This is a genomic window from Actinosynnema sp. NPDC091369, assembly GCF_044757065.1.
Lineage (GTDB): Bacteria > Actinomycetota > Actinomycetes > Mycobacteriales > Pseudonocardiaceae > Actinosynnema.
Genome location: NZ_JBIVUG010000008.1, coordinates 127,364 through 147,705 on the forward strand (window position 1 = coordinate 127,364; position 20,342 = coordinate 147,705).

At 74.2% G+C, this 20,342-nt stretch carries 16 protein-coding genes; 10 read left to right on the forward strand and 6 right to left on the reverse strand.

All coding sequences use genetic code 11. From position 1 onward, the window contains the following. Positions 1-34 precede the first annotated feature (34 nt). Positions 35-2,125 (forward strand): transglutaminase TgpA family protein, encoded by a 2,091-nt coding sequence (locus tag ACIQMJ_RS28145; RefSeq protein ID WP_499764012.1) that lies wholly within the window; start codon positions 35-37, stop codon positions 2,123-2,125. Positions 2,126-2,136: 11 nt separating this feature from the next. On the opposite strand, the gene ACIQMJ_RS28150 is transcribed toward ACIQMJ_RS28145, so the two are convergent. Then, on the reverse strand, positions 2,137-3,759 hold the full coding sequence (locus tag ACIQMJ_RS28150; RefSeq protein WP_499764013.1) for a serine/threonine-protein kinase: 1,623 nt from the start codon (positions 3,757-3,759) through the stop codon (positions 2,137-2,139). Positions 3,760-3,871: 112 nt separating this feature from the next. Between ACIQMJ_RS28150 and ACIQMJ_RS28155 the strand changes: the two genes are divergently transcribed. After that, positions 3,872-4,741 (forward strand): universal stress protein, encoded by an 870-nt coding sequence (locus ACIQMJ_RS28155; protein WP_499764014.1) that lies wholly within the window; start codon positions 3,872-3,874, stop codon positions 4,739-4,741. A gap of 98 nt (positions 4,742-4,839) precedes the next feature. Then, positions 4,840-6,075, forward strand: coding sequence for an MFS transporter (locus tag ACIQMJ_RS28160; protein ID WP_499764015.1), 1,236 nt, complete (start codon positions 4,840-4,842; stop codon positions 6,073-6,075). Positions 6,076-6,250: 175 nt separating this feature from the next. Here the strand turns inward: ACIQMJ_RS28160 and ACIQMJ_RS28165 are convergent, their stop codons facing one another. From ACIQMJ_RS28165 to ACIQMJ_RS28175, 3 genes are all read right to left on the reverse strand, one after another. Continuing rightward, complete coding sequence (locus ACIQMJ_RS28165; protein WP_499764016.1) at positions 6,251-8,287, reverse strand: WXG100 family type VII secretion target; 2,037 nt, start codon at positions 8,285-8,287, stop codon at positions 6,251-6,253. 65 nt (positions 8,288-8,352) lie between these two features. Then, on the reverse strand, positions 8,353-9,690 hold the full coding sequence (locus tag ACIQMJ_RS28170) for a hypothetical protein (RefSeq protein WP_499764017.1): 1,338 nt from the start codon (positions 9,688-9,690) through the stop codon (positions 8,353-8,355). Positions 9,691-9,822: 132 nt separating this feature from the next. Further along, positions 9,823-10,116 carry a DUF3040 domain-containing protein gene (locus tag ACIQMJ_RS28175; RefSeq protein ID WP_499764018.1) on the reverse strand — a complete coding sequence of 98 codons (294 nt, stop codon included), beginning with the start codon at positions 10,114-10,116 and terminating at the stop codon, positions 9,823-9,825. Positions 10,117-10,282: 166 nt separating this feature from the next. On the opposite strand from ACIQMJ_RS28175, the gene ACIQMJ_RS28180 reads away from it, so the two are divergent. The 3 genes from ACIQMJ_RS28180 to ACIQMJ_RS28190 all read left to right on the forward strand — a co-directional run bounded on the left by ACIQMJ_RS28180 (position 10,283) and on the right by ACIQMJ_RS28190 (position 14,296). Next, positions 10,283-11,593 (forward strand): MFS transporter, encoded by a 1,311-nt coding sequence (locus ACIQMJ_RS28180; RefSeq protein ID WP_499764019.1) that lies wholly within the window; start codon positions 10,283-10,285, stop codon positions 11,591-11,593. A gap of 596 nt (positions 11,594-12,189) precedes the next feature. Beyond that, entirely contained in the window at positions 12,190-13,239 is a 1,050-nt protein-coding gene (locus tag ACIQMJ_RS28185) for a helix-turn-helix domain-containing protein (protein WP_499764020.1), read from the forward strand. 313 nt (positions 13,240-13,552) lie between these two features. Further along, on the forward strand, positions 13,553-14,296 hold the full coding sequence (locus ACIQMJ_RS28190) for a carbonic anhydrase family protein (RefSeq protein ID WP_499764021.1): 744 nt from the start codon (positions 13,553-13,555) through the stop codon (positions 14,294-14,296). A 46-nt stretch (positions 14,297-14,342) separates the two neighbouring features. Here ACIQMJ_RS28190 and ACIQMJ_RS28195 read toward each other — a convergent pair whose 3' ends face one another. Beyond that, entirely contained in the window at positions 14,343-16,016 is a 1,674-nt protein-coding gene (locus ACIQMJ_RS28195) for an acyltransferase (protein ID WP_499764022.1), read from the reverse strand. A 127-nt stretch (positions 16,017-16,143) separates the two neighbouring features. Between ACIQMJ_RS28195 and ACIQMJ_RS28200 the strand changes: the two genes are divergently transcribed. From ACIQMJ_RS28200 to ACIQMJ_RS28215, 4 genes are all read left to right on the forward strand, one after another. Next, the gene (locus ACIQMJ_RS28200; RefSeq protein ID WP_499764023.1) at positions 16,144-16,908 is read left to right on the forward strand and encodes a maleylpyruvate isomerase N-terminal domain-containing protein; all 765 of its coding nucleotides are present in this window, start codon (positions 16,144-16,146) and stop codon (positions 16,906-16,908) included. 99 nt (positions 16,909-17,007) lie between these two features. After that, complete coding sequence (locus tag ACIQMJ_RS28205; protein ID WP_499764024.1) at positions 17,008-17,562, forward strand: cysteine hydrolase family protein; 555 nt, start codon at positions 17,008-17,010, stop codon at positions 17,560-17,562. Between the two features lie 210 nt (positions 17,563-17,772). Continuing rightward, a complete protein-coding gene (locus tag ACIQMJ_RS28210) occupies positions 17,773-18,000 on the forward strand; it encodes a hypothetical protein (protein WP_499764025.1) in 228 nt (75 codons plus the stop codon). A 10-nt stretch (positions 18,001-18,010) separates the two neighbouring features. After that, on the forward strand, positions 18,011-19,210 hold the full coding sequence (locus tag ACIQMJ_RS28215) for a cytochrome P450 family protein (RefSeq protein WP_499764026.1): 1,200 nt from the start codon (positions 18,011-18,013) through the stop codon (positions 19,208-19,210). Here the strand turns inward: ACIQMJ_RS28215 and ACIQMJ_RS28220 are convergent. After that, positions 19,197-20,300, reverse strand: coding sequence for a serine hydrolase domain-containing protein (locus tag ACIQMJ_RS28220; RefSeq protein ID WP_499764027.1), 1,104 nt, complete (start codon positions 20,298-20,300; stop codon positions 19,197-19,199). The two genes, ACIQMJ_RS28215 and ACIQMJ_RS28220, sit on opposite strands and share 14 nt — an antisense overlap. Between the last annotated feature and the right edge of the window lie 42 nt (positions 20,301-20,342).

Here is a 20,342-nt window from a genome sequence, read left to right on the forward strand (position 1 = left end):
GGGCGTGACGAGCGCGGGTGTGGTGAGTGCGCGTGTGACGAGTGCCCGCGTGGCGTGGGCGGCGTCGCTGGTCGTGGTGGCGGCGTTGCACCTCGGCTCGGGGTGGCAGGGATATGTGGCGTCGCTGGTGTTCGCGGGCGCGGCGGTGGTCGGGTTCGCGTGTTTGCCGTTGTTGCGGTGGCGGCGGATGCCGGTGGGGTTGGTGGTGTTCTCGCTCGTGGTGCTGGCGTTGGTCGGCGGGTACTGGGTGGCGCGGGACTCGGCGGTCGGGGTGGCCGATCCGGCGTCCGTGCTGCTGGACCTGGTGCCGCGCCTGCTGACCGCAGCCCGGCCCGCGCCGGCGACGCCCGAGTTGCTGGTGCCGGGCGCTTTGCTGGTGTTCGGGGTGTCGCTGGTGGTGGTGCTGGCGATCGGGCGCGGGCGGTCGTTGATCGGGCCCGTCGGTGGGGTGGCGGTGTTGTACACGGCCACGGCGCTGTTGACCGCGGGGCGGGCCGATCGGCACGGGGTGGTGGCGGTCGGATTGGTGGCGTTGGTGGCGGTCGGGTGGTTGGTGCTCGATCGGGTGGAGGCCGGTGGTCGGGTGCTGCTGGGGTTGCCCGCCCTGCCGGTGGCGGTGGTGGCGTTGGTGGCGGTGGTGTTGCCCAGGGGGGACGCGTTCGAGCCGCGGGAGTTGGTGGAGCCGCCCGTCAGCGACCTGGGGGTGGCCAGTCCGCTGCCGCAGTTGGCGTCGTGGGCGAATGCGGGAGACACCGAGCTGTTCCGGGTGCGCGGGCCCGAGCGGGCGGTGCGGTTGGTGGCGTTGTCGGACTACTCGGGTGCGGCGTGGCGGGCGGCGTCGTTGTACGGGCCGATCGGCGCGGTGGCGGAGCCCGACCTGCCGGCCGGGGCGCGGGTGGACGAGGCCGAGGTGGAGATCACGGTCGGGGAGCTGGGCGGTCGGTGGTTGCCGACGGTCGGGCGGCCCACGGCGGTGACGTTGGACGGCGCGATGGTCGACCCGGACTCGGGATCGTTGGTGCTGCGCACCGAAGTGACGCCGGGCCTGTCGTACCGGGTGCGCGGTGTCCTCGACGTCCCCGACGACACGGACCTGCTCACCGCGACCGTGCCCACCGACGCGGGTCGCTACCTGGAGCTGCCGGGCCTGCCGTACTCGTTGGCCGAGTACGCGCGGCAGATCGTGCAGAACGCCCGCACGCCCTACGAACGTGCCGTGGCGATCGAGCAGGTGGTCAAGCAGGGGCGCACGCCGGACGCGCAGGCGCCTGTCGGGTCGTCGTACGCGCGGCTGGAGCGGTTCCTGTTCGGCAACCCCGGTGAGCCGGGCGCGAACGCCGGGACGGCCGAGCAGTTCGCGTCGGCGTTCGCCGTGCTGGCCCGGGTGGTGGGGTTGCCGACCCGGGTGGTGGTCGGGTTCCAGCCCGCCGGTGACGAGCAAGGTGGGGAACGCGTGGTGCGCGGCAGCGACGCGACCGCGTGGCCCGAGGTGTACTTCGCCGGGTGGGGCTGGGTGCCGTTCGACCCGGTGGCCGGCGTGTCGTCGGGTGGTTCGAGCGCAGCGCAGAAGCGCGAGGTGCTGGACCGGCTGGCGTCGATCACGGCCACGCCGACCAGCACGCCGCTGTCCGCGCCGCCACCGCCGTTGGTGACGCCGTCGAGCGCCGTCGCCACGCAGGCCACGTCGGGTGGGTCGCAGCGGTGGATCGGGTACGCGGTGCTGGGCGGTGTGCCGGTGCTGCTGCTGGTGGTGCTCGGCCTGGCCCGGCTCGTGCGGCGCGGACGCCTGCGCGCGGCCGGTGCGACCGGCGCGTGGACCTACGTGCTGGACGGTCTCCTGCTGGCCGGTCGAACGCCGCCCGCCGACCGGACCGCGCCCGACATCGCCGCCGGGCTCGCGTCACCGGCCGCGCGGGAGTTGGCCCGGATGGCGGACTACGCGGCCTTCGCGCCGACAGCGGGAAGCCTCCCGCACAGGCAGGGGATGCACGCGCACGGGCCGGGGGTGCACGACGAGGCAGCGTGGCGGCTCGCGCGGCAGGTCCGGGCCGGGTTGCGGCGCGGGATTCCATGGTACCGCAGGGTCTTCTGGACGATTGACCCGCGACCCCTCCGGCGACGCTAGGCGTGCAGGCGTCAGCCGTTGCGCACGGCGCACGTGCGGGCGGACGCGCCCCGTTGCGTGGCCGGGTCGTCCAGACCGATGGCGAGCACCTGGAAGCAGTACTGCGGCGCCTTCGGTTCCAAGCCCTCCAGCACGTGCGACGTCGCACCGGCCGCCACCGTCACCAACGGCTTGGCCGACGAGCCCGTCACGTCCACCACCACGAACTGCGCCTTCCCACCGCTCGGATCCGTCCAGATCAGCTCGATCCGGTCACCGTCGTCCTCCACCCGCTTGAGCACCGGCGTGAACCGCGGATCACCGCCCTCCGGCAGGCTCGCGGACGTCGTCGTGGCCACCGGGGTGCTCGTCGTGACCGCGGTGGACGGCGTGGTCGTCGTGGACGGCGCGGACGCCACCTCCGGCGACCGACCGGGCAGGCTCAACGCCACCCCCACCGCCACGCCCACGAACACCGCGCTCACCGCGGCCGACTTCCACGACCGGCGCGGCCGGGACGGCGGCGGTTCCGGCAGCTCCACCACCGGCGGCGGGGGCGGCGGCACAGGCGCGCGGCGTTCGGTGTGGTGCCGCACGGTCAGGTCGGCCAGGTCCTCGGTCCACGTCCGCACCGGCTCGGGCGCGGCGGCGGCGACCGGTTCCGGTGCGGCCTCGGCCACCGGCTTCGGCCCGAAGTCCGGCAGCTCCGTCGGACCCTCCGGGTAGCGCTCCGGCACCTCGTGCCGCACCGCCGCCGTGCGATCCGGGTCCACAGTGGACTGCGGGCTCCACGTCGGCACCGACGCCAGCGCGGCCCGCAGCGCCGCCGCGTCCGCGAACCGCTCCTCCCGCTCCTTGCGCAGGCACCGCAGGATGATCGCGACCAGCTCCACCGGCACGTCCCGGCGCAGCAACGACCTCGGCGACGCCTCCCGCACCCGGCCCAGGTAGGCGAGCATCGTGTCCTCGCCGGGGTTGTCCGACGCGAACGGCGGCTGCCCGTCCAGCAGGGTGAACAGCGTCGAGCCCAACGACCACAGGTCGTCGGCCGCGGCGGGCGGCCGGCCGTCCACCATCTGCGGCGCGGCGTGCCGGTAGCTCACCATCCCCAGCGACGCGGTGTGCGCCGCGTCCGCGCCGCGCGCGATGCCGAAGTCGGCCAGCACGTACGACGTGGGCAGCACCAGGATGTTCTGCGGCTTCACGTCCCGGTGCAGGATGCCCTGCCCGTGCGCGAACGCCAGCGCGTCGGCCACCGCGATCCCGGCCGCGACCACCTCGTGCACCGGCAACGGCCCGCGCTGTTGCAGCCGGTCGTGCAGCGACCCCAGGTCGTGGTACTCCATCACGATGCACGGCCGGCCGGCGATCACGCCGGTGTCCAGCACGGTCACGATGTGCGGGTGCTGGCGGCCCAGCCGGACGGTGATCTCCAGCTCGCGGTGGAACCGGCTGACCGTGTCCTGGTCGGTCACGTCCAGCACCTTCACCGCGACGTCACGGCCCAGCCCGTCCTGCGTGGCCCGGTACACGGTGCCCTCGCCGCCGTGCGCGACGAGCCGGAAGTCGCTGTAGCCGGGCAGGGCGACCGGCTGCCCCGCGCCGCTCCGGCCGGGCGGCGGCGCCCAAGCCCGGAGGTCGTCGGCGGGGTCCACGCCCAGGATCGTATCGGCCGGGCACGACATCGGAAGGGGTGGTCGACGTGCGGCCGGCCGCCGGTCGTCGGATGGTGGGGGTGTCGCTGACGTTGGCTGGAGGGAACGTGGGATGAGTGGCCCGATCGTGGTCGGAGTGGACGGCTCGGAGTCGGCGCTGACGGCCGTGCGGTGGGCGGCGGAGGAAGCCGCGCGGCACCGCGTGCCGCTCCACCTCGTGCACGCCTACCTGCTGCCCAAGCGCGGCTACCCGGACGTCGTGGTGACCAGCAGCCAGGTGCGGGAGGCGTTCGAGGAGCAGGGCAGGCAGTGGCTGGAGACGGCGGCGGCGAGCGTGCGCGACCTGGTGCCGGACGTGGGCACGGCGGTGGTGGCCGCTCAGCCCGCCGCTGCGATGATCGCCGCCTCCGGGAACGCCCGGCTGGTCGTCCTCGGCTCGCAGGGGCTGGGCGGGTTCCTCGGCATGGTCGTGGGGTCGGTGGCGGTGTCGGTCGCCGCGCACGGCCGCAGCCCGGTGGTCGTCGTCCGCGGCCCGTACCCGGCGACCGGCCCGGTCGTGCTCGGCGTGGACGGCTCGCCGGCGGGGGAGGCGGCGATCGGGCTGGCGTTCGAGGAGGCGTCGGCGCGGAACGCCACGCTGGTCGCGCTGATCGCGTGGACGCCGTTGCTCGTGGGCACCCCTTACGCCGACAAGATGCGGGTGCACTGGGACGAGATGGAGGAGCAGCAGCGGCAGTTGCTCGCCCAGCGGCTGGCCGGGTGGCAGGAGGAGTACCCGGACGTGGCGGTCGACCGGCGGGTGGTGCGCGAGCGCTCGACGAAAGCCCTGCTCGACGCGTCCCGCGACGCGCAGCTGCTCGTCGTCGGCAGCCGGGGGCGCGGCGGCATCGCGGGCATGCTCCTCGGCTCCACCAGCCAGGCGCTGGTCTACCACGCGTCGTGCCCGCTGGCGGTCGTCCGACCGGACCGTTCGGCGGATTGACCCCCGACCGCGCACGCCGGCCGGGGTGATCTTCGGGCATGATCGGCACCGCGAGGTGAACGCCTCGGTCCGTACCGGCGACGCGGCGGGGGAGCGGAATGGTCGCAGTGCTCGGCGGTCTGCGGGGTAACCGCGACCTGGCGGTGCTGGTGGGCGGGTCCGGCGTGGCGGGCCTCGGCGCGCAGCTCACGCTGATCGGGTTCACCACCGCGCTGGCCGGGTCCGGCGCGTTCGCCGTGGCCGGGCTGTTCGTGGCCGTCGCGGTCGGGGCGCTGCTCGGCGCGCCCGTCGCCGGGTGGGCCGTCGACCGGTTCCCGCACCGGCTGCTGCTGACCGTGGCGGTGTTCGCGCAGGTGCTGCTGCTGATCGGGCTGCTGTTCGGGCACGAGCGGCCGGCGGTGCTGTACGGGCTGGTGGCGGTGCTGGGCGTGGCCGGCGGGGTGGTGCGGACGTGCGCGTCCGCGCTGGTCCCGGTCGCGACCGGCGCGGCCGGCGCGGCGGCCGGGCACGCGGCGCTGTCGTCGGCGCAGAACACCGCGGCCGTCGCGGGCATCGTGCTCGGCGGCGTGATCGCGGCCGGTCCGGGCGTCGAGTGGGCCGTGATGCTGGACGCGGTGTGCGCGTTCGCGCACCTGGCGCTGGTGGTGCTGTGGCTGCGGGTGGACCGCGCCCCCGGGCAGGACGACGCCGGCGCCCCGTCGAGCGGCCAGTGGAGCGGGTGGGTGCTGCTGCGCAGCGACCGGTTGCTGCTCGGGCGGGTGGTCGCGCAGGCCGTGGTCGGGGTGGCGGTGGCGATCGCGCTGGTCAACGAGGTGTTCCTGGTCCTCGGCCCGATCGGCGGCACCCCGTTCACCTACAGCGCGGTGCTCGCCTGCTGGACCGCGGGCCTGCTGCTCGGCCCGAAGCTGACCCGCCGGTTCACCACCCCGCGGGCGCTGGTCGTGGCGTTCGCCGGGGGCAACCTGGTGCTGGCGTTGGCGCTGGCCGCGCCCGCGCAGCTGCCGCACCTCGTGGTCAACGCGGTCGCGTGGCTGGTCGCCGGCGCGTGCGGCTCGGTGCAGAGCGTGACGCTGAACGGCCTGGTGCAGGCCCGGACGTCGGACGCGGTCCGGGGCCGCGTGCTCGCCACCGTCGGCGCGATCACCGCGTGCTCGGGCGCGGTCGGCATCGTGGTGGCGGGCGCGGTCGTCAGCGCGGCGGGTCCGCTGGCGGCGCTGACCGTCGCGTCGGGCTTCGCGCTGGTCGCGGCCCTGATGGCGGTGCTGGCGGTGGTGCGCCGCGACCACCTGCGCGCGTCGCTGGTGTCACCGGACTTCGACCGCGTGCCGCTCTGACCGAGCCGTCACCACCACGACGAGCACCAGCGCCCAAACGCCGCCCCTCACCCGAACAGGTCACCGAGTCCGCCGGGGTCGATTGGACGGGCCACCGCGGCCCGGAGGTGCCGGGCCGGTGACGTGTGATCGGGTGGGGGCGCGGGAGGGTGGACCTCCCGCGCCCCCCGCGTGATCAGGTGACCTTCGGGTGGATCTGGGTTTCGCGGCCGGTGACGGCGTCGATCGCGAACACCCGCTCGATGCGCGGGTTGCCCTGCAGCGTCGGGAAGTCCGCCAGGTCGACCGGGCCGTCTTCGGCGCGGTTGGGGCCCAGGAGGACGTAGACGTCGCCGTTGGCGCTGCGGGCCGGGCTGTCCGTGACGGTGTCCGACAGTTCCCGTGGTGCCTGGTCGGTCGTGTCGGGGCGGCTGTCGAGATTGGTCATGAACTCGGCGAGGTCCATGAGGGAGTGGCGTCGGCCCTCGGCGTCGATGGTGTCGCCGGCCCAGAAGAAGGACCCCTCGCCCTTGGTGGCCAGGATGTCGCGGATGTTCTCCTGCCACCGCTCGCCCTCCTCGGCCGGGAGGTCGCGCAGGTCGAGACAGGGCTTGCCGTCCACCGAGGTGATCGGGAAGCCGTGCTCGTCACGCTCGTGCCGGACTTCGCGCAGCGCGTCGCGGTCGGGACGTTCCTCACCCGTGCGCTCCCGATCGTCCGACTCCCCGGGCTTGCGGTCACCGTCCTCGATGCCGGGGGTGTCCGGACGCGCCGGTGTGTCGGCTCCGCCGCCGGTCGACGGCAGACCCGCGCCGGGCTCCGGCATGCCGGGCCGTTCGAACAGGTCCTTGGGCACCTCGGGGATGGGTGGCGTGGTGGGCGGGGTGGTGCCGGTGGACGGTGAGGTCGCGGCACCACCGCCGCTCGAACCGCCCGTGCCGAGGTCGGGGATGCCCGGTTGCTTGAAGAGGTCTTTCGGCACCTCGGGAATGGGTGGCATCGGGGGCGGGGTCGTGCCGGTGGACGGTGAGGTCGCGGTGCCGGCCGGCGTTCCGGAGCCGCTGCCGCTCGAACCCGAGCCGGTGGCCGTGCCGAGGTCCGGGATGCCGGGTTGCTTGAAGAGGTCTTTCGGCACCTCGGGAATGGGCGGCATCGGGGGCGGCGTCGTGCCGGCCGATGGTGAGGTCGCGGTGCCGCCGCCGGACGGGCCACCCGTGCCGCCGCCCGTGCCGAGGTCCGGCATGCCGGGCTGGTTGAACATCTCCTTGGGCACTTCGGGGATGGAGGGAGTCGGCGGCGGGGTCGTGCCCGCCGAGCTGCCGCCCGTGCCGGAGTCGGGGATGCCGGGTTGCTTGAAGAGGTCGTTCGGCGCCTCGGGGATGGGCGGCATCGGCGGAGGCGTCGTGCCGGCGGGCGGTGTGGTGGGGGAGCCGCCGCTCGCCGTGCCGCCTCCGGCGGAGCCGGTGGGGATCGCCGCCTGGGGGTCGGGGACTTCCGGGAAGTCGGGGACCGGGGCCGGCTGGGTGGTGGGAGGTGGGGTGCTGTTCTGGCCCGTGGTGGTGCCGGAAGTCTCCGGTGGGGGACTCGCCGGTTGGGAGGGGTTGCCGCCGCCGGTGGAACCGGTCGGGGTCGCTGCTTGGGGGTCGGGGACTTCCGGGAAGTCGGGGACCGGGGCGGGTTGAGTGGTGGGAGGTGGGGTGCTGTTCTGGCCCGTGGTGGTGCCGGAAGTCTCCGGTGGGGGACTCGCCGGTTGGGAGGGGTTGCCGCCGCCGGACGCGCCGGGGAGTTGTTCGGTCGGGGTGACCGGCGGGCCCTGAGGGGTCGGGGTGCCGGTGGGGCCGCCCGAAGGAGCGCCCTGGGGACCGTCGGTGATCTCGGCGCGTTCGAGGGAGGTGAACTGCTCGCCGTTGGCGCGGTCGGCTTCCAGGTGGGTTCGCGCGGTGGCCTTCAGACCTTCGCCGACGAGCCCCAACGTCGAGGCGGCCTTGCCCGCCAGCTCGACCGACTTGCCGTGGGCGGCGTTGAACGCTTCCGCGGCGAACGTCCCGACGGTGCCGAAGGCGTTGCCCGCCAAGGTCTGGCCGGACAGGGTCGACGACACCTCCTGGTAGCCGGTGCGCAAGGTGTCGGCCTGCTGCTGGAGCGAGTCGATCGCGGACTCGTCCATCGTGAAGCCCGAGCCGCCGCCGGGAGGGGGCGTGCTGAGCGTGGTCGGTGTCAGGTTGGTGACCATGGCGTTTTCTCCGCGGAACGGCAGGAAGTGGACGAGGAGGGAGGCGTTCGGCGACCGCTCGCGGCCTACTCGGTCGCCTCGACCCGGCGGACGGTCGCCTCGTGGGTGGCGGTCACGGCGCGCGCCTGCAACGGCTCGGCGACCCGGTGGGCGGCGACTTGGTGCTCGGTGACCGGGTGTGCGGCGACCTGGTGTTCGGCGACGCGGTATGCGGTGACGGGCTCGGTGGCGCGCATCGTCGGCTGCGCCTCGTGGACGGGTGCCTCCACGCGCATCGCCTGCATCATCGGCTCGGCGCGGACGGCGTGACGCGCTTGGACCGGCTCCTCCGCGAGGGCGTGGTGGACGGGTTCCGCCGCGGCGACCCGCATCGGCTGCAACGTTGCGTTTTCTGCTGCAACGGCCTGCATCGGACGCAAAGCTTCGTATTCCCGTGCAGTTGCCTGCATCGGCTGCAACGCTTCGTGTTCCCGTGCAGCGACGCCCATGGGTCGCAGCGCTTCGTGCTCCCGTGCCACGGCCTGCATCGGCCTCAACGCCTCGGTCTCCTCGACGGCGAGCATCCGCCTGCTCTCCATCGGCCTCAGGGCCTCGGTCCCGCGCTCCGCCGCGAGCGGCCTGGAGGCCGTGCGCGCCATCGTCGCGGTCGTCTCCCCGCCCGCGACCGACTCGAACCGCTCCCACTCCCGCCCGATGTCGTCGGAAATGCCGTCGAGCTGCTTCATCCGGTCCACCTGACGCGTCAACGCCGCGTTCAGGTCGTCCATCTTGGCCGCGATGCTCGACCCGAGCTGCGTCGCGCTGCCCACCACCGAACCCAGGAACACCGCGATCGACGCCCCGAACGTGACCGGCGCGAACACGTAGGCTTGGATCGCGCCCGGCACCAGCGAATCGGAGTACTGCCCGAGCGTGTGCAGCAGGGCTTCGCGCAACGCCTGCACCATCGCCCCGGTGTTCTCGACGATCACGCCCTTCACGGCCACCGCCTCGGCCAGCGAACCCAGCTCCTCGCCGAGCTTCTCCATGCTGGCCCGGTACGCGTCCGCGGCCGTGCCGGTCCACCTCTCCGGCCGCGCGAGCGTCTCCTGCTGCCCCCGCGCCAGCTCCCGCATCCGCTCCGCCGCGGCCCGGATCGCGTCGACGGTCGCCTGCACGCTCTGCCGGTCGCCCTCCAACCGGTCGACCGGCTCCCGCAGGAACGCCACGTAGTCGACCGCCCAGCCCGCCACACCCCGCAGGCTCGCGAACGGGTCCGCGGGCACCTGGCCACCGGTCGGCCGGCCCACCACGGAGTCCGGCTCGGCCTGCGCCTCCTGGCCGATCGCCTGGATCCGCTGGTCGACATCAGCCCTGACCGCGGCTTTCCTGAGCATCGTCTGCGCGGGGACGCCTGTTGCCATGAGCCGGACCTTCCTCGAAGCGCTGGGGTTCGTGCCGGGACGACTGACCCGCCGCAGTCAAGTGATCGCCGCCAACGCCGCGCCAACGTTGGGCTAACGATCAAGTCCCGGCACGCCTCCCGCGCCCGGAGGTCAGCGCCGGCGCCAGGCCCGCACCGCCACGACGGTCGGGATCGCGGCGGTGATCGCGGAGCCGATCGTGACCAGCACCGCCGACCACAGCGCCGACGACGCGGTCACCCCGGCGATCACGGTCACCAGGCCCACCGAGTAGGTCAGGCACAACGCCACCGCGACCAGCACGCGCCGCGGGATGCGCAACCACGAGCGGGCGCGGCCGAGGCGGGCGGCGAAGCGGGGGTCGTCGTCGTTCAGGTGCCGCTCGATCTGCGCCAGCGCACGTGCTTCCTGGTCCGTCAGTCCCATCTGCCACTCCACTTCCGCGTCGGGGGCCCGTGCTCTCGCCTTCCCCAGTGTGACCCGAACGAGACCGGAACGCTATGAAATCGGAGCCGTGCGGCAATCGGTGAGAACGCGCCCGCCGGCCGCCGCGGGATTGACGAACCCCGCGCGCCGGGACTTGGATCCGATCATGCCGAAGGGGTCAACCAGCGCGGGTGACCGCGTGCTCGCCAAGGTCGCCGTCCGCATCCTGCCGTTCCTGGGCCTGCTGTACTTCGTCAACTACCTGGACCGCGTCAACATCGGGTTCGCCGGCCCGAACGGCATGAACGACGAGCTCGGGCTCAGCGCGACCGCCTTCGGGTTCGCCTCCGGCATCTTCTTCCTCGGCTACCTGATCCTCGAAGTGCCGAGCAACCTCGCGCTGCACCGGTTCGGCGCCCGCCGCTGGATGGCCCGCATCATGATCACGTGGGGCGTGGTGGCCACGGCGATGGCGTTCGTGCCCAACGCGACGGCGCTGGTCGTCCTGCGGTTCCTGCTCGGCGTCGCGGAGGCCGGGTTCTTCCCCGGCATCATCCTCTACCTGACCTACTGGTTCCCGGCCGCGCAGCGCGCGAAGGCGGTCGCGCTGTTCATGGCCGCCGTCCCCGTCTCCTCGGCCATCGGGTCCACCGTGTCGAGCCTGCTCATCGCGCACGGCGACGGCCTGTTCGGGCTGTCCGGCTGGCGGTTCATGTTCCTGGTCGAGGGCGTCCCCGCGATCCTGCTCGCGTTCGTCACCTGGTTCTACCTCACCGACCGCCCGGACCAGGCGACCTGGCTGGCCGAGGACGAGCGCCGCTGGCTCGCCGAGGAGCTGGAGGCGGAGCGCCGCAGCACGGAGGCCGAGCACCACTGGCCGCTGCGCAAGGCGCTGGCGCACCCGCGCGTCCTCGGGCTGGCGTTCGTGTACTTCGCCATCGCCTACGGCCTGTACGCGCTGGGGTTCTTCCTGCCGACCATCATCGCCGGGTTCGGCCGGCAGTTCGGCACGAAGCTGTCGGTGCTGGAAGCCGGGCTGGTGACCGCCGTCCCGTACGTGGTCGCGGCGGCGGTGATGGTGTTCTGGGCGCGTCACGGCGACCGCACGAACGAGCGCAAGTGGCATGTGGCGCTGCCGATGCTCGTCGGCGGGTGCGCCATCCCGGTCGCGCTCTACCTGGGCAACCCGTACGCGGCGATGGTCGCGGTGACGGTGTGCGCGGTCGGCGTGTGCTGCGCGCTGCCGACGTTCTGGGCGCTGCCGTCGAACTTCCTCACCGGCACCGCGGCGGCGGGCGGCATCGCGCTGATCAACTCGCTGGGCAACACCAGCGGGTTCGCCGCTCCCTACATCACCGGCTGGCTGCGCGACCTCACCGGCACGCAGCGCGCCGGCATGTGGCTCGTCGGGGCGTGCATGGTCGGCGGCGCGCTGCTCGCCCTCGCGCTGGGCGCCAAGCCGGGCAGGCGCGCGTGACGGCGGCGGGCGGACTCCTGGGCCAACAGGAGGCCGCCTGACCCCCGGACGTCGGCTGCACGGCGGCGTTCGGGGTCGAACCGCGACTGCCGGGCCACCATACCGGCGCACGAGGGCGTGGGATCAAGCCGTTGGACGCCGTGGGATCGCTGTCAACTGCGCAAACACCGGACCCTCCGGTGGTCGGGCCGGGTGGCGCGGCCGGGCGGCGGGACCGGCTTGAAGGCGGCGGGTGGACGGCGCGGGATGCGGTGGGACGCGCCGGGCGCACCACCTCCGCCGCGCGGCCCACCGCCCCAACCAGGGAACCCGTCGAGAGCGATGGAAACGACGAGGTGGCGGTGGTAAGCGTGGTCACGTCCGGCGACCAGGCCGCCGGACCCCGCGCGGGCAGGGCCAACTGGCCGCGCGGGCGCCGATCCGTCGGCGGGCACCAAGGCTCGGCTGCACGGCGTCGTCGCCTGCCGGTACCGCAACACCGGGCACGCGACGACGTCCTCGATCCCCGGAGGGCGACTCATGGACCAGTCCTGCTTACCCGACGTCCGGACCACGACCGACGCGCGCCGCGCGCCCGATCACCGGGGGTGCGCGTCGTGACGGCGCCGGATCGCGAGCACCGGCCGTCCGCGGCGGCGTTCCTCGGCGCCGTCCGCGTCGAGATGCGCCGCGCGGGCCTGTCGGTGCCGGACCTGGCCCAGGACCTCGGCCGCTCCGCCGAGAGCGTGCGCGACGGCGTGCAGCGGCGGGTCCGCGAGTGGTCGTTCTACCGGCGGGTCCTCACCGCCTGCGCGGCCGACACCGCCGCGGTCGAGCACCTGCACGGCCTGTGGCGGGGCCTGGACACCGCGGGCCGCGCCGGCACGTCGAGACCCGCGAACGTCGTGCCGATGTCCCGGTACGTTGCCGAGGCGCGCAAGGACGAGCCGCGGGCCGTGCCGGTCCGCGACGACGAGCTGGCGGCCGGCACCCCGGCGGAGTTCATCTCGCTGCTGCGCCGGATCCAGGTGCGGTCCGGGCTGACCCCGGCCGAGGTCGCCGCGCGTGGCGGCATCCCGCGCAGCACCGCCTACCGGTTCGTCAACGACCAGAAGAACACCTCTCTGCCCACGAAGATGGAGCAGGTGCGCGCGTTCGCCGTCGCGTGCGGCCTGCCCGACGCGCAGGTCGAGAAGGTCATGGTGGTGTGGTGCGAGTTGCAGGGCGCGCCGGTGGCCGCGAGCCCGCCCGCGACGCACCCGGAGCCCGCGCCGCACGAGGCCGCGGCGCCGACCCCCGAAGAACCCGACCCGGACGAGGCGCTGACCATCCGCGAGGTCGTCGTCCCGCTGTTGACCGGCCTGGCCCGGCCCGTGCTGGCCATGGCGACCGTCCTGGTGGCGACCGGGCTGACCGCCGCCGTGGTGATCTTCGCCAGCGGCTGGCCGGCCGGGCAGCAGGTGATCGTCGTCATGCTCATGGCGCTGCTGTTCACGATGATCGCCACGGCGTGGTGCCTGGGCGCAGGCCCGCGCACCGACCCCGAGCGGCGCCACCGCGCTCCGTCGCCGGACGGCGGGCTGGTCGTCGACGACGTCATCGGGGCGCCGGCCGTGATCGGGCTCGAGGAGGGCACCGGATCGAGCCGGGCCGACGCGCCGCGCTAGCCGCCGATCCGCGAAGTCGCCCGCCACCCCGGGGGGCCCGTGCCGCGTGCGGGAGGGGTGGCGGTGGGGGTGACGGTTCCCCCGTCCGCCGGGCGAATCGTCACGGGACGAGCCGGTCCCGACCAGGGGGTGGGACCGGCTCGTCCTGTCGGGTGACAGCTCGTGTGAGCAACGGCACAGACAGTTATGTCTTGTCCGCTCCCTTCGGGTGATTTGTCGTCCTGACGCGCGTCACTCGAACGGGTGAAATGGGATGGTCCGCCCCGGCGGGTCGCCCCCGCCCGGGTTCCGCTCTTCGAAGGGCTGCACCCCTGTGGCAAGAAAAGGCATTGTCGCCGTAGCCGTCCCCGTCGTCCTCAGCGCGTTGCTGACCGCCGGCGTCTCGCCCGCCGAGTCGCAGGTGCCGCTCCAGAGCCCGATCGACATCACGCCGTCGGCCCTCCGCATCGACCCGCACCTGCCGCAGCTGGAGATCTCGTACGGCCACCACGTCGCCGGTGACCTGCACTACGTCCGCAAGGACGCCGTCAAGACCGACGGCTGCGCCGTGCGCGACCACGAGGAGACCGAGGAGTTCGAGGTCGAGCCCGGCGCCGGCCACGTCACGCTGTCGGGCGTCCGCTACGACCTCGTGCAGTTCCACTTCCACACGCCGTCGGAGCACCGGTTCGCCGGCCACGCCGACCCGCTGGAGATGCACCTGGTGCACCGCAGCGCCGCGGGCGCCCTGCTGGTGATCGGCGTGCCGCTGCGCGTCGGCCCGGCGTCCACTGTGGACTCGGTGCTGGCGCACCTCGCGCCCGAGTGCGGCGAGGAGGTGCACCTGTCCGACATCGACCTGAACACGCTGCTGCCGGTCAACCGCGCCACGGCCCGCTACAACGGCTCCCTCACCACCGCGCCGTTCACCGAGGGCGTGCAGTGGTTCCTGATGAGCGAGAAGACGGTCACCCAGGCCACCGTGACCCGCTTCCAGAGCATGTTCTACGCGGGCAACGCGCGTCCCGTGCAGCCGCTCAACGGCCGCACGGTCCACGTCGAGCTGCCGCACATCTGACCGGCCCGTGGGCCGGAGCGGGGGTTCGCCCCGCCCCGGCCCCCGCTCAGCACGGGGCGGGAGCCGGGCGGTGGACGCCGCGGGGACGGTAGCGCAGGAGGGCGGACAGGCCCAGCAAGTCGGCGAGCAGCCAGATCACCGCCAGCCACATCTCGGTGCCCTGAAGGCCCGGCGCGGTGGCGGGCAGGCCGATGGTCGTGGGGTGCGGGGCCTGGAAGCCGAAGCCCGCGCCGTCGGTCCAGTGGCCCACCGCGTCGGTGAGCAGTCGGCGGGCGACGGTCAGGACCTCGTCGGTGCGGTGGCCCGTGTGGCGGGTCAGCCAGAGCGGGTGTGCGACGTCGAGGACGTTGCAGGCGTTCTGCCGCTCCGGCCGGAAGAAACGGGGGTCGTGCGCGTGTTCCAGGACCGTGTCGACCACCCGCCGCGGATGGGGGACCGGTAGGCCGAACTGGGCGAACGTGCCGCGTGACGCCCGGTAGAAGCCGTTGACGACCGGGAGCAGGCCGTCGTCGGGCGACGGGCGGCCCCACATCCCGGTGCGCGGGTCGACGGCGGTGACCAGCCAGCCGAACAGCGCCTCGGTCGTGCCCGGCGCGTTGGGCGTCCCGCGCCGCCGGTTCCAGTGCAGCGCCGTGCCCACCGCGTCCACCCGGGCGCCCGCCGACCAGGCGTCGGTGGTCCACGGCAGCCGTTCCAGGTCGGCGACCAGCTCGTCGGCGCGCAGCCGGGCCGCGGCGCGGACCGGCTCCGGGAGACCGCTGCCCAGCAGGTCGAGCGCGTACCCGACGGACAGCACGTGGTACGCCGCGTCCGGGTCGGCCAGGCCGTCGCGGGGCGGTCGCACGACGCCGTCCGGGCCGAGCCGGCCGACCAGGCCGGTCTCCGGGTCCTGCCAGCCGCGCAACCGGTCGACCTGGGTCCGGGCGGGCAGCTGGTCGGGCGCGCGGCCCAGCAGCAGGTCGGCGACCTCGATCGCGTCGCACTGGGCCCGGACGGTCGGCGGCGAGCCCGGCTCGTCCGTGAACAGGCCGAGGTCGGGGTTCCAGCAGCGCTCCAGCACCCGCTGCGCGGAGGCGTGGGCGGTCTCGGTGAACGCGGTCAGCGCGCCCACGAGGTCGTCCGACCGGAGGGCCGGCACGCGCCACTTCAGGACCCGGGCCGGGTTGCCCCCGACGATCGCGCCGGCCGGGACGTCCCTGGTGACCACCGCGCCCGCGGCGAGGACGGACCGGTCGCCGACCGCCACCCCGTCCAGGACCACGACGTGCGAGCCGATCCACACGTCGTCGCCGATCGTGATGCCGAGCGAGCGCAGGGGCTGCCGGAACACCTCGGTGTCGGGGTCGTCGACGGTGTGGTCGAACCCGAGGATCGAGGTGTGCGCGCCGATCCGCACCGCGTCACCCAGCCGGACGTCGCCGCGCACGACCGCGTAGGGGTTGATCGAGCAGTCGCGCCCGGCGTGCAGCGACCCGCTCAGGTACGCCCCCGCGGCGACGTAGCCGCCGTGGCCGAGCCGGAGCTCGTCGTTCTGCACGGAAGCGAGCTCGGACAGGAAGCAGCGCTCACCGATCTCGTACCCGCGCTGGTCGACCAGGACCCGCCGGAGGTGGAGCTGGCGTTGCCGCGCCTGCTCGTCGGCCTCGTCCCAGAACGACCAGGGGCTGTAGTCGAAGCGGGTGCGGTCGAACGGCCGGTCGTCGGCGGGAGCTCCGGTCACCGCCGTATGGAAAACGCTTACCGCCCCCCTGTCAAGCATCACGCGCGGTCCCGCGCCGCCCGACCGCGCCCGGTCCGGCGGATAAATCCGCTGTCCGGACGTCGGGTCGCGGTGGTAGACAGCCGCGGTGCACAGCAACCTCGGCTTCCCCGACCTGCTGCGGCTGATCGACGAGCGGTCGGCCGCGTTCCGCGCCGCCATCGCCGCCGCGCCCAGCCTCGACGTGCAGGTGCCGACCTGCCCCGACTGGACGCTGTTCGACCTGGCGCGGCACCTGGGCGAGGGTCGCCGGGCCTGGGCCGCCACCGTCACCGCCGGCCCGGACGCCACCGCCAAGGCCGTGCCGGTCGGCGCCCCGGCCGCGCCCCGGGAGCGCGAGGCGCTGGTCGCCTGGCTGGCCGACTCGACGCGGCAGCTGCTGGACGCGTTGCGGGAAGCGGGCCCGGACCGCGGGTGCTGGACGTGGTGGGGCGTGTCGCAGTCGCCGCGGACGTGCGGCGCCGTCGCCCGGCACCAGCTCCAGGAGATCGCGGTGCACACCTACGACGCCCAGCTCACCGCCGGCGTCCCCGAGCCGCTGCCGGACGACGTGGCGCTGGACGGCGTCGAGGACTTTCTGTCCACCTGCTGCGCGACGACGCACGCCTGGCCGCACGAGCCCGCCACCGTCGAGTACTACGTCAGCGAAGGTCGCTCCTGGCGGGTGTGGCTCTCCGCCGACGGCGCGCGGGTCGACCGGCTCGCCACGCCCGGTGACGCGGTCGACGCGTCCGCCCGCTCCTCGGCCCGCGACCTGGTCCTGGCCTTCTACGGCCGCGTTCCGATGGACGCCCTGGAGCTCGACGGCGACCGGCGCGTGTTCGACCGTTTGGTGGCCTGGGAACCTGGCTGAGCCGGTCCGGCCGCGCCGCGCCGACGTACGATCAAGCCCGTCGGAATGGTCGTCCTGGTGGCCGCGGGACGCCTGACGGGGGATGGCCGGGAGCCTGTCGTGACCACCGCGCTGATCATCGGGGACGTCCAGCAGGGCATCACGGGCGGCTATCCGTTCGCGGCGCGGGTCGTGCCGCCGCTCACCGGGCTGCTGCCCCGTGCCCGCGCAGCCGGCGTGCTCGTCGTCTTCGTGCGCATCGCCTTCCGCGCCAACGGGGCCGACCTGCCGCCGGGGAACGCGCTGTACCGGTCGTTCTTCGAGGCCGGTGACGCGTTCCACGAGGGGGCGGCCGGCACCGACCTCGCACTGCCCGTCGCCGACGAGGACGTGGTCGTGGTGAAACGCCGTGCCGGCGCGTTCGCCGGCACGGACCTCGACCTCGTGCTCCGCGCGGCCGGCGTCGGCTCGATCGCGGTCGCCGGCGTCGCGACCAGCGCGATGGTGGCCGCCACGTGCTACGACGCGGCGGACCGCGGCTACCGGGTGACCGTGCTGCGCGACGGGTGCGCCGACGCCGACGAGGCCATGCACGACTTCTTCGTGGACGCCGTCTTCCCCAGCCGGGGGTTCGAGGTCGTGCCGTGCGCCGCGTGGCCGGGCGACCGGCGCTGACCCGGGGTCTCGCTCCGGCGTGGTGCGGCTCGACCGGCCCGTGCGCCGTTCGCCGCTGCGTGGCGGCAGACAAGGCTGCCGGGCCGGCGTGCGCGTCCCGGCTGTCAGGCGTTGACACCCCCGCTGCGCCCGGGTCGGGTCAGGCGGGGGCCGTGTCGCCGCACAGGAACGCGTCCAGGGCATCACCGGTCGGCACCGGCTGGTCGGGTCGTGGCGCACGACCCACAGGCACGCGTCGTCGGCCATGCCGTAGGTGTCGAAGTTCTCGCCCTGCGCGAGGACCACCAGGCGGTCGCCCACCCGCCAGACGGCGTGGTGCCACTCGTCGTCGTGCGTGCCGACGAGGTGCGGATCGCCCATTACGCGCCCTTTGCCCACGCGGACACGACCGCTGCACAACCCGCACAGCGCCTTGTACGCAACGTGGTCATGCGGTAACGATGAGTACATGGAGATACATGTGCTGGACCCGACCGGCCGGGACATCCAGGCGGAGGCGGCGGCGTTGCGCGCCCGCGGCCCCGCGGCCCGGGTCGCTCTCCCCGGCGGGGTGGAGGCTTGGGTGGTCGGCGACCTGGACCGGTTGCGCCGCCTGCTCTCCGACCCGCGCGTCTCCAAGGACGCCCGCCGGCACTGGCCCGGCCTCGCGGGCATCACGCCGGACTGGCCGCTCTACCTCTGGGTCGCGGCGCACAACATGTTCACCGCCTACGGCGCCGAGCACCGCAGGCTGCGCAGGTTGATCTCCAAGGGCTTCACCGCCCGCCGCACCGAGGCGCTGCGGCCGGAGGTGGAGCGCATCGTGGCCGACCTCGTCGACCGGCTCGCCGCCGGACCGGACGTGGTGGACGCGCGCGCCGAGTTCGCCCACCCGCTGCCGATCGAGGTCATCTGCCGGCTGATGGGCGTGCCCGACGACGCCCGCCCCGAGCTGCGCCGGATCGTCGACAGCCTGTTCGTCACCACGACCACGCCCGAGGAGGCGATCGCGAACCAGGGCCTGCTCTACGAGATCCTCAACGACCTGGTCGCCGCCAAGCGGGCCGCGCCGGGCGACGACCTGACCAGCGGCCTCATCGCCGCCCGCGACGAGGACGACGCCCGGCTGACCGAGGCGGAGCTGGTCGACACGCTGATCATGCTGATCGCCGCCGGCCACGAGACGACGGTCAACCTGCTCGACCAGGCCGTCACCGCGCTGCTCACCCACCCCGACCAGCTGCGCCTGGTCACCTCCGGCGACCGCGCGTGGGCCGACGTGATCGAGGAGTCGTTGCGGTGGCAGGCGCCGGTGGCGAACCTGCCGCTGCGCTACGCCGTCGAGGACCTGGAACTGGACGGCGTGACGATCCGCCGCGGCGACGCGATCCTCGCGGGCTACGCCGCCGCCGGCCGCGACCCGGACCACCACGGCGCCACGGCGGGGGAGTTCGACATCACCCGCGCGGACAAGACCCACCTGTCGTTCGGCCACGGCGTGCACTACTGCCTGGGCGCGCCGCTGGCCCGCATCGAGGCCGAGGTGGCGTTGCCCGCGTTGTTCGGCCGGTTCCCCGCCCTCTCGCTCGCGGCGCCCGCCGACGGGCTGGAACCGGTCCCCTCGTTCATCTCCAACGGCCACCGCACGCTGCCGGTCAGGCTGCGGTAGCCAACCCCTGGTAGGCGGCCAGCACGATCCCGAGGCCCCGGCCGTCACCCAACACGCCCTGCTCCAGCATCCGGTTCATCACGTACGCCACCGTCATGCGGATGTCGAGGTCGACCACCACCACCGAACCGCCCCACCCGCCCCACGAGCACGTCCGTCCCTCGACCCGATATCCCATGCCGTACCGGATCGGCACGCCCAGGTAGTGGTCCACACCCCGGAACTGCTCCTCCAGCACGCGAAGGCACCCGGCCTCCGACAGCAGCCGCACACCGCCGACCGCGCCGCCGCACGCCGGCACCGACTGCACCAGGCCCACCGAACGCGCGTTGCCGTGCCCGCCCGCCGACGGGATCCCCGCCCGACGCCACGCCGCGCTGTTCGCGTCCCGCGCCACGATGGCCGGGTTCGGCGCCTCCCCGGGCAACCCCGGCGCGGCGCCGCCCGACCCGCCCGACGGCGGGATCACCGGTGCCACGCGGTGGTCGTGCTCGACGGGCAGGCCGATGTGGAAGTCCGCGCCCAGCGGCCCGGCGACCTCCTCGGCGAAGAACGCGCCCAGGCTCCGGCCGGTGACCCGGCGGACCACCTCGCCGATCAGGAAGCCCTGCGTCAACGGGTGGTAGCAGCCGACCGCGCCCGGCTCCCACCGCGCGGGCTGCGCGGCGAGCCGCGCGGTCGCGCCCTCCCGGTCGAACAGCTCCGGCACGGTGATCGGCTCGGCCCACGTCGGCAGGCCGGCCGTGTGGCCGAGCACGTGCCGCACCCGCACACCGCCCTTGCCCGCCGCCGCGAACTCCGGCCAGTAGTCGGCCACCGGCGCGTCCAGGTCGAGCACGCCCCGGTCGGCGAGGATCAGCGCGCACAGCGCCGCCATCGTCTTGGTGGTGGACCAGACGTTGACGATCGTGTCGCGTTCCCACGGCGTCGTGCGGGCCGCGTCGACGTGACCGCCCCAGAGGTCGACCACCGCCTCCCCGTCCACGTACACGGCGACCGACGCCCCGACGTCGTGCTGCGCCAACGACGCCGCGAAGGTCTCGCGCACCCTGGTGAACCGCTCGTCGCACGTGCCACGGATCTCCGCCACCGGCTGAACGTAACGCGGGCGGAGGGCGCGCGGCGACCTCGT

What these genes read in the sequence shown, in the direction of transcription:
- ACIQMJ_RS28155 (WP_499764014.1), top strand. Translation starts at nt 3,872, where the DNA reads ATGAGTGGCCCGATCGTGGTCGGAGTGGACGGCTCGGAGTCGGCGCTG.
- ACIQMJ_RS28160 (WP_499764015.1), top strand. Translation starts at nt 4,840, where the DNA reads ATGGTCGCAGTGCTCGGCGGTCTGCGGGGTAACCGCGACCTGGCGGTG.
- ACIQMJ_RS28165 (WP_499764016.1), bottom strand. Translation starts at nt 8,287, where the DNA reads ATGGTCACCAACCTGACACCGACCACGCTCAGCACGCCCCCTCCCGGC.
- ACIQMJ_RS28170 (WP_499764017.1), bottom strand. Translation starts at nt 9,690, where the DNA reads ATGGCAACAGGCGTCCCCGCGCAGACGATGCTCAGGAAAGCCGCGGTC.
- ACIQMJ_RS28175 (WP_499764018.1), bottom strand. Translation starts at nt 10,116, where the DNA reads ATGGGACTGACGGACCAGGAAGCACGTGCGCTGGCGCAGATCGAGCGG.
- ACIQMJ_RS28180 (WP_499764019.1), top strand. Translation starts at nt 10,283, where the DNA reads ATGCCGAAGGGGTCAACCAGCGCGGGTGACCGCGTGCTCGCCAAGGTC.
- ACIQMJ_RS28215 (WP_499764026.1), top strand. Translation starts at nt 18,011, where the DNA reads ATGGAGATACATGTGCTGGACCCGACCGGCCGGGACATCCAGGCGGAG.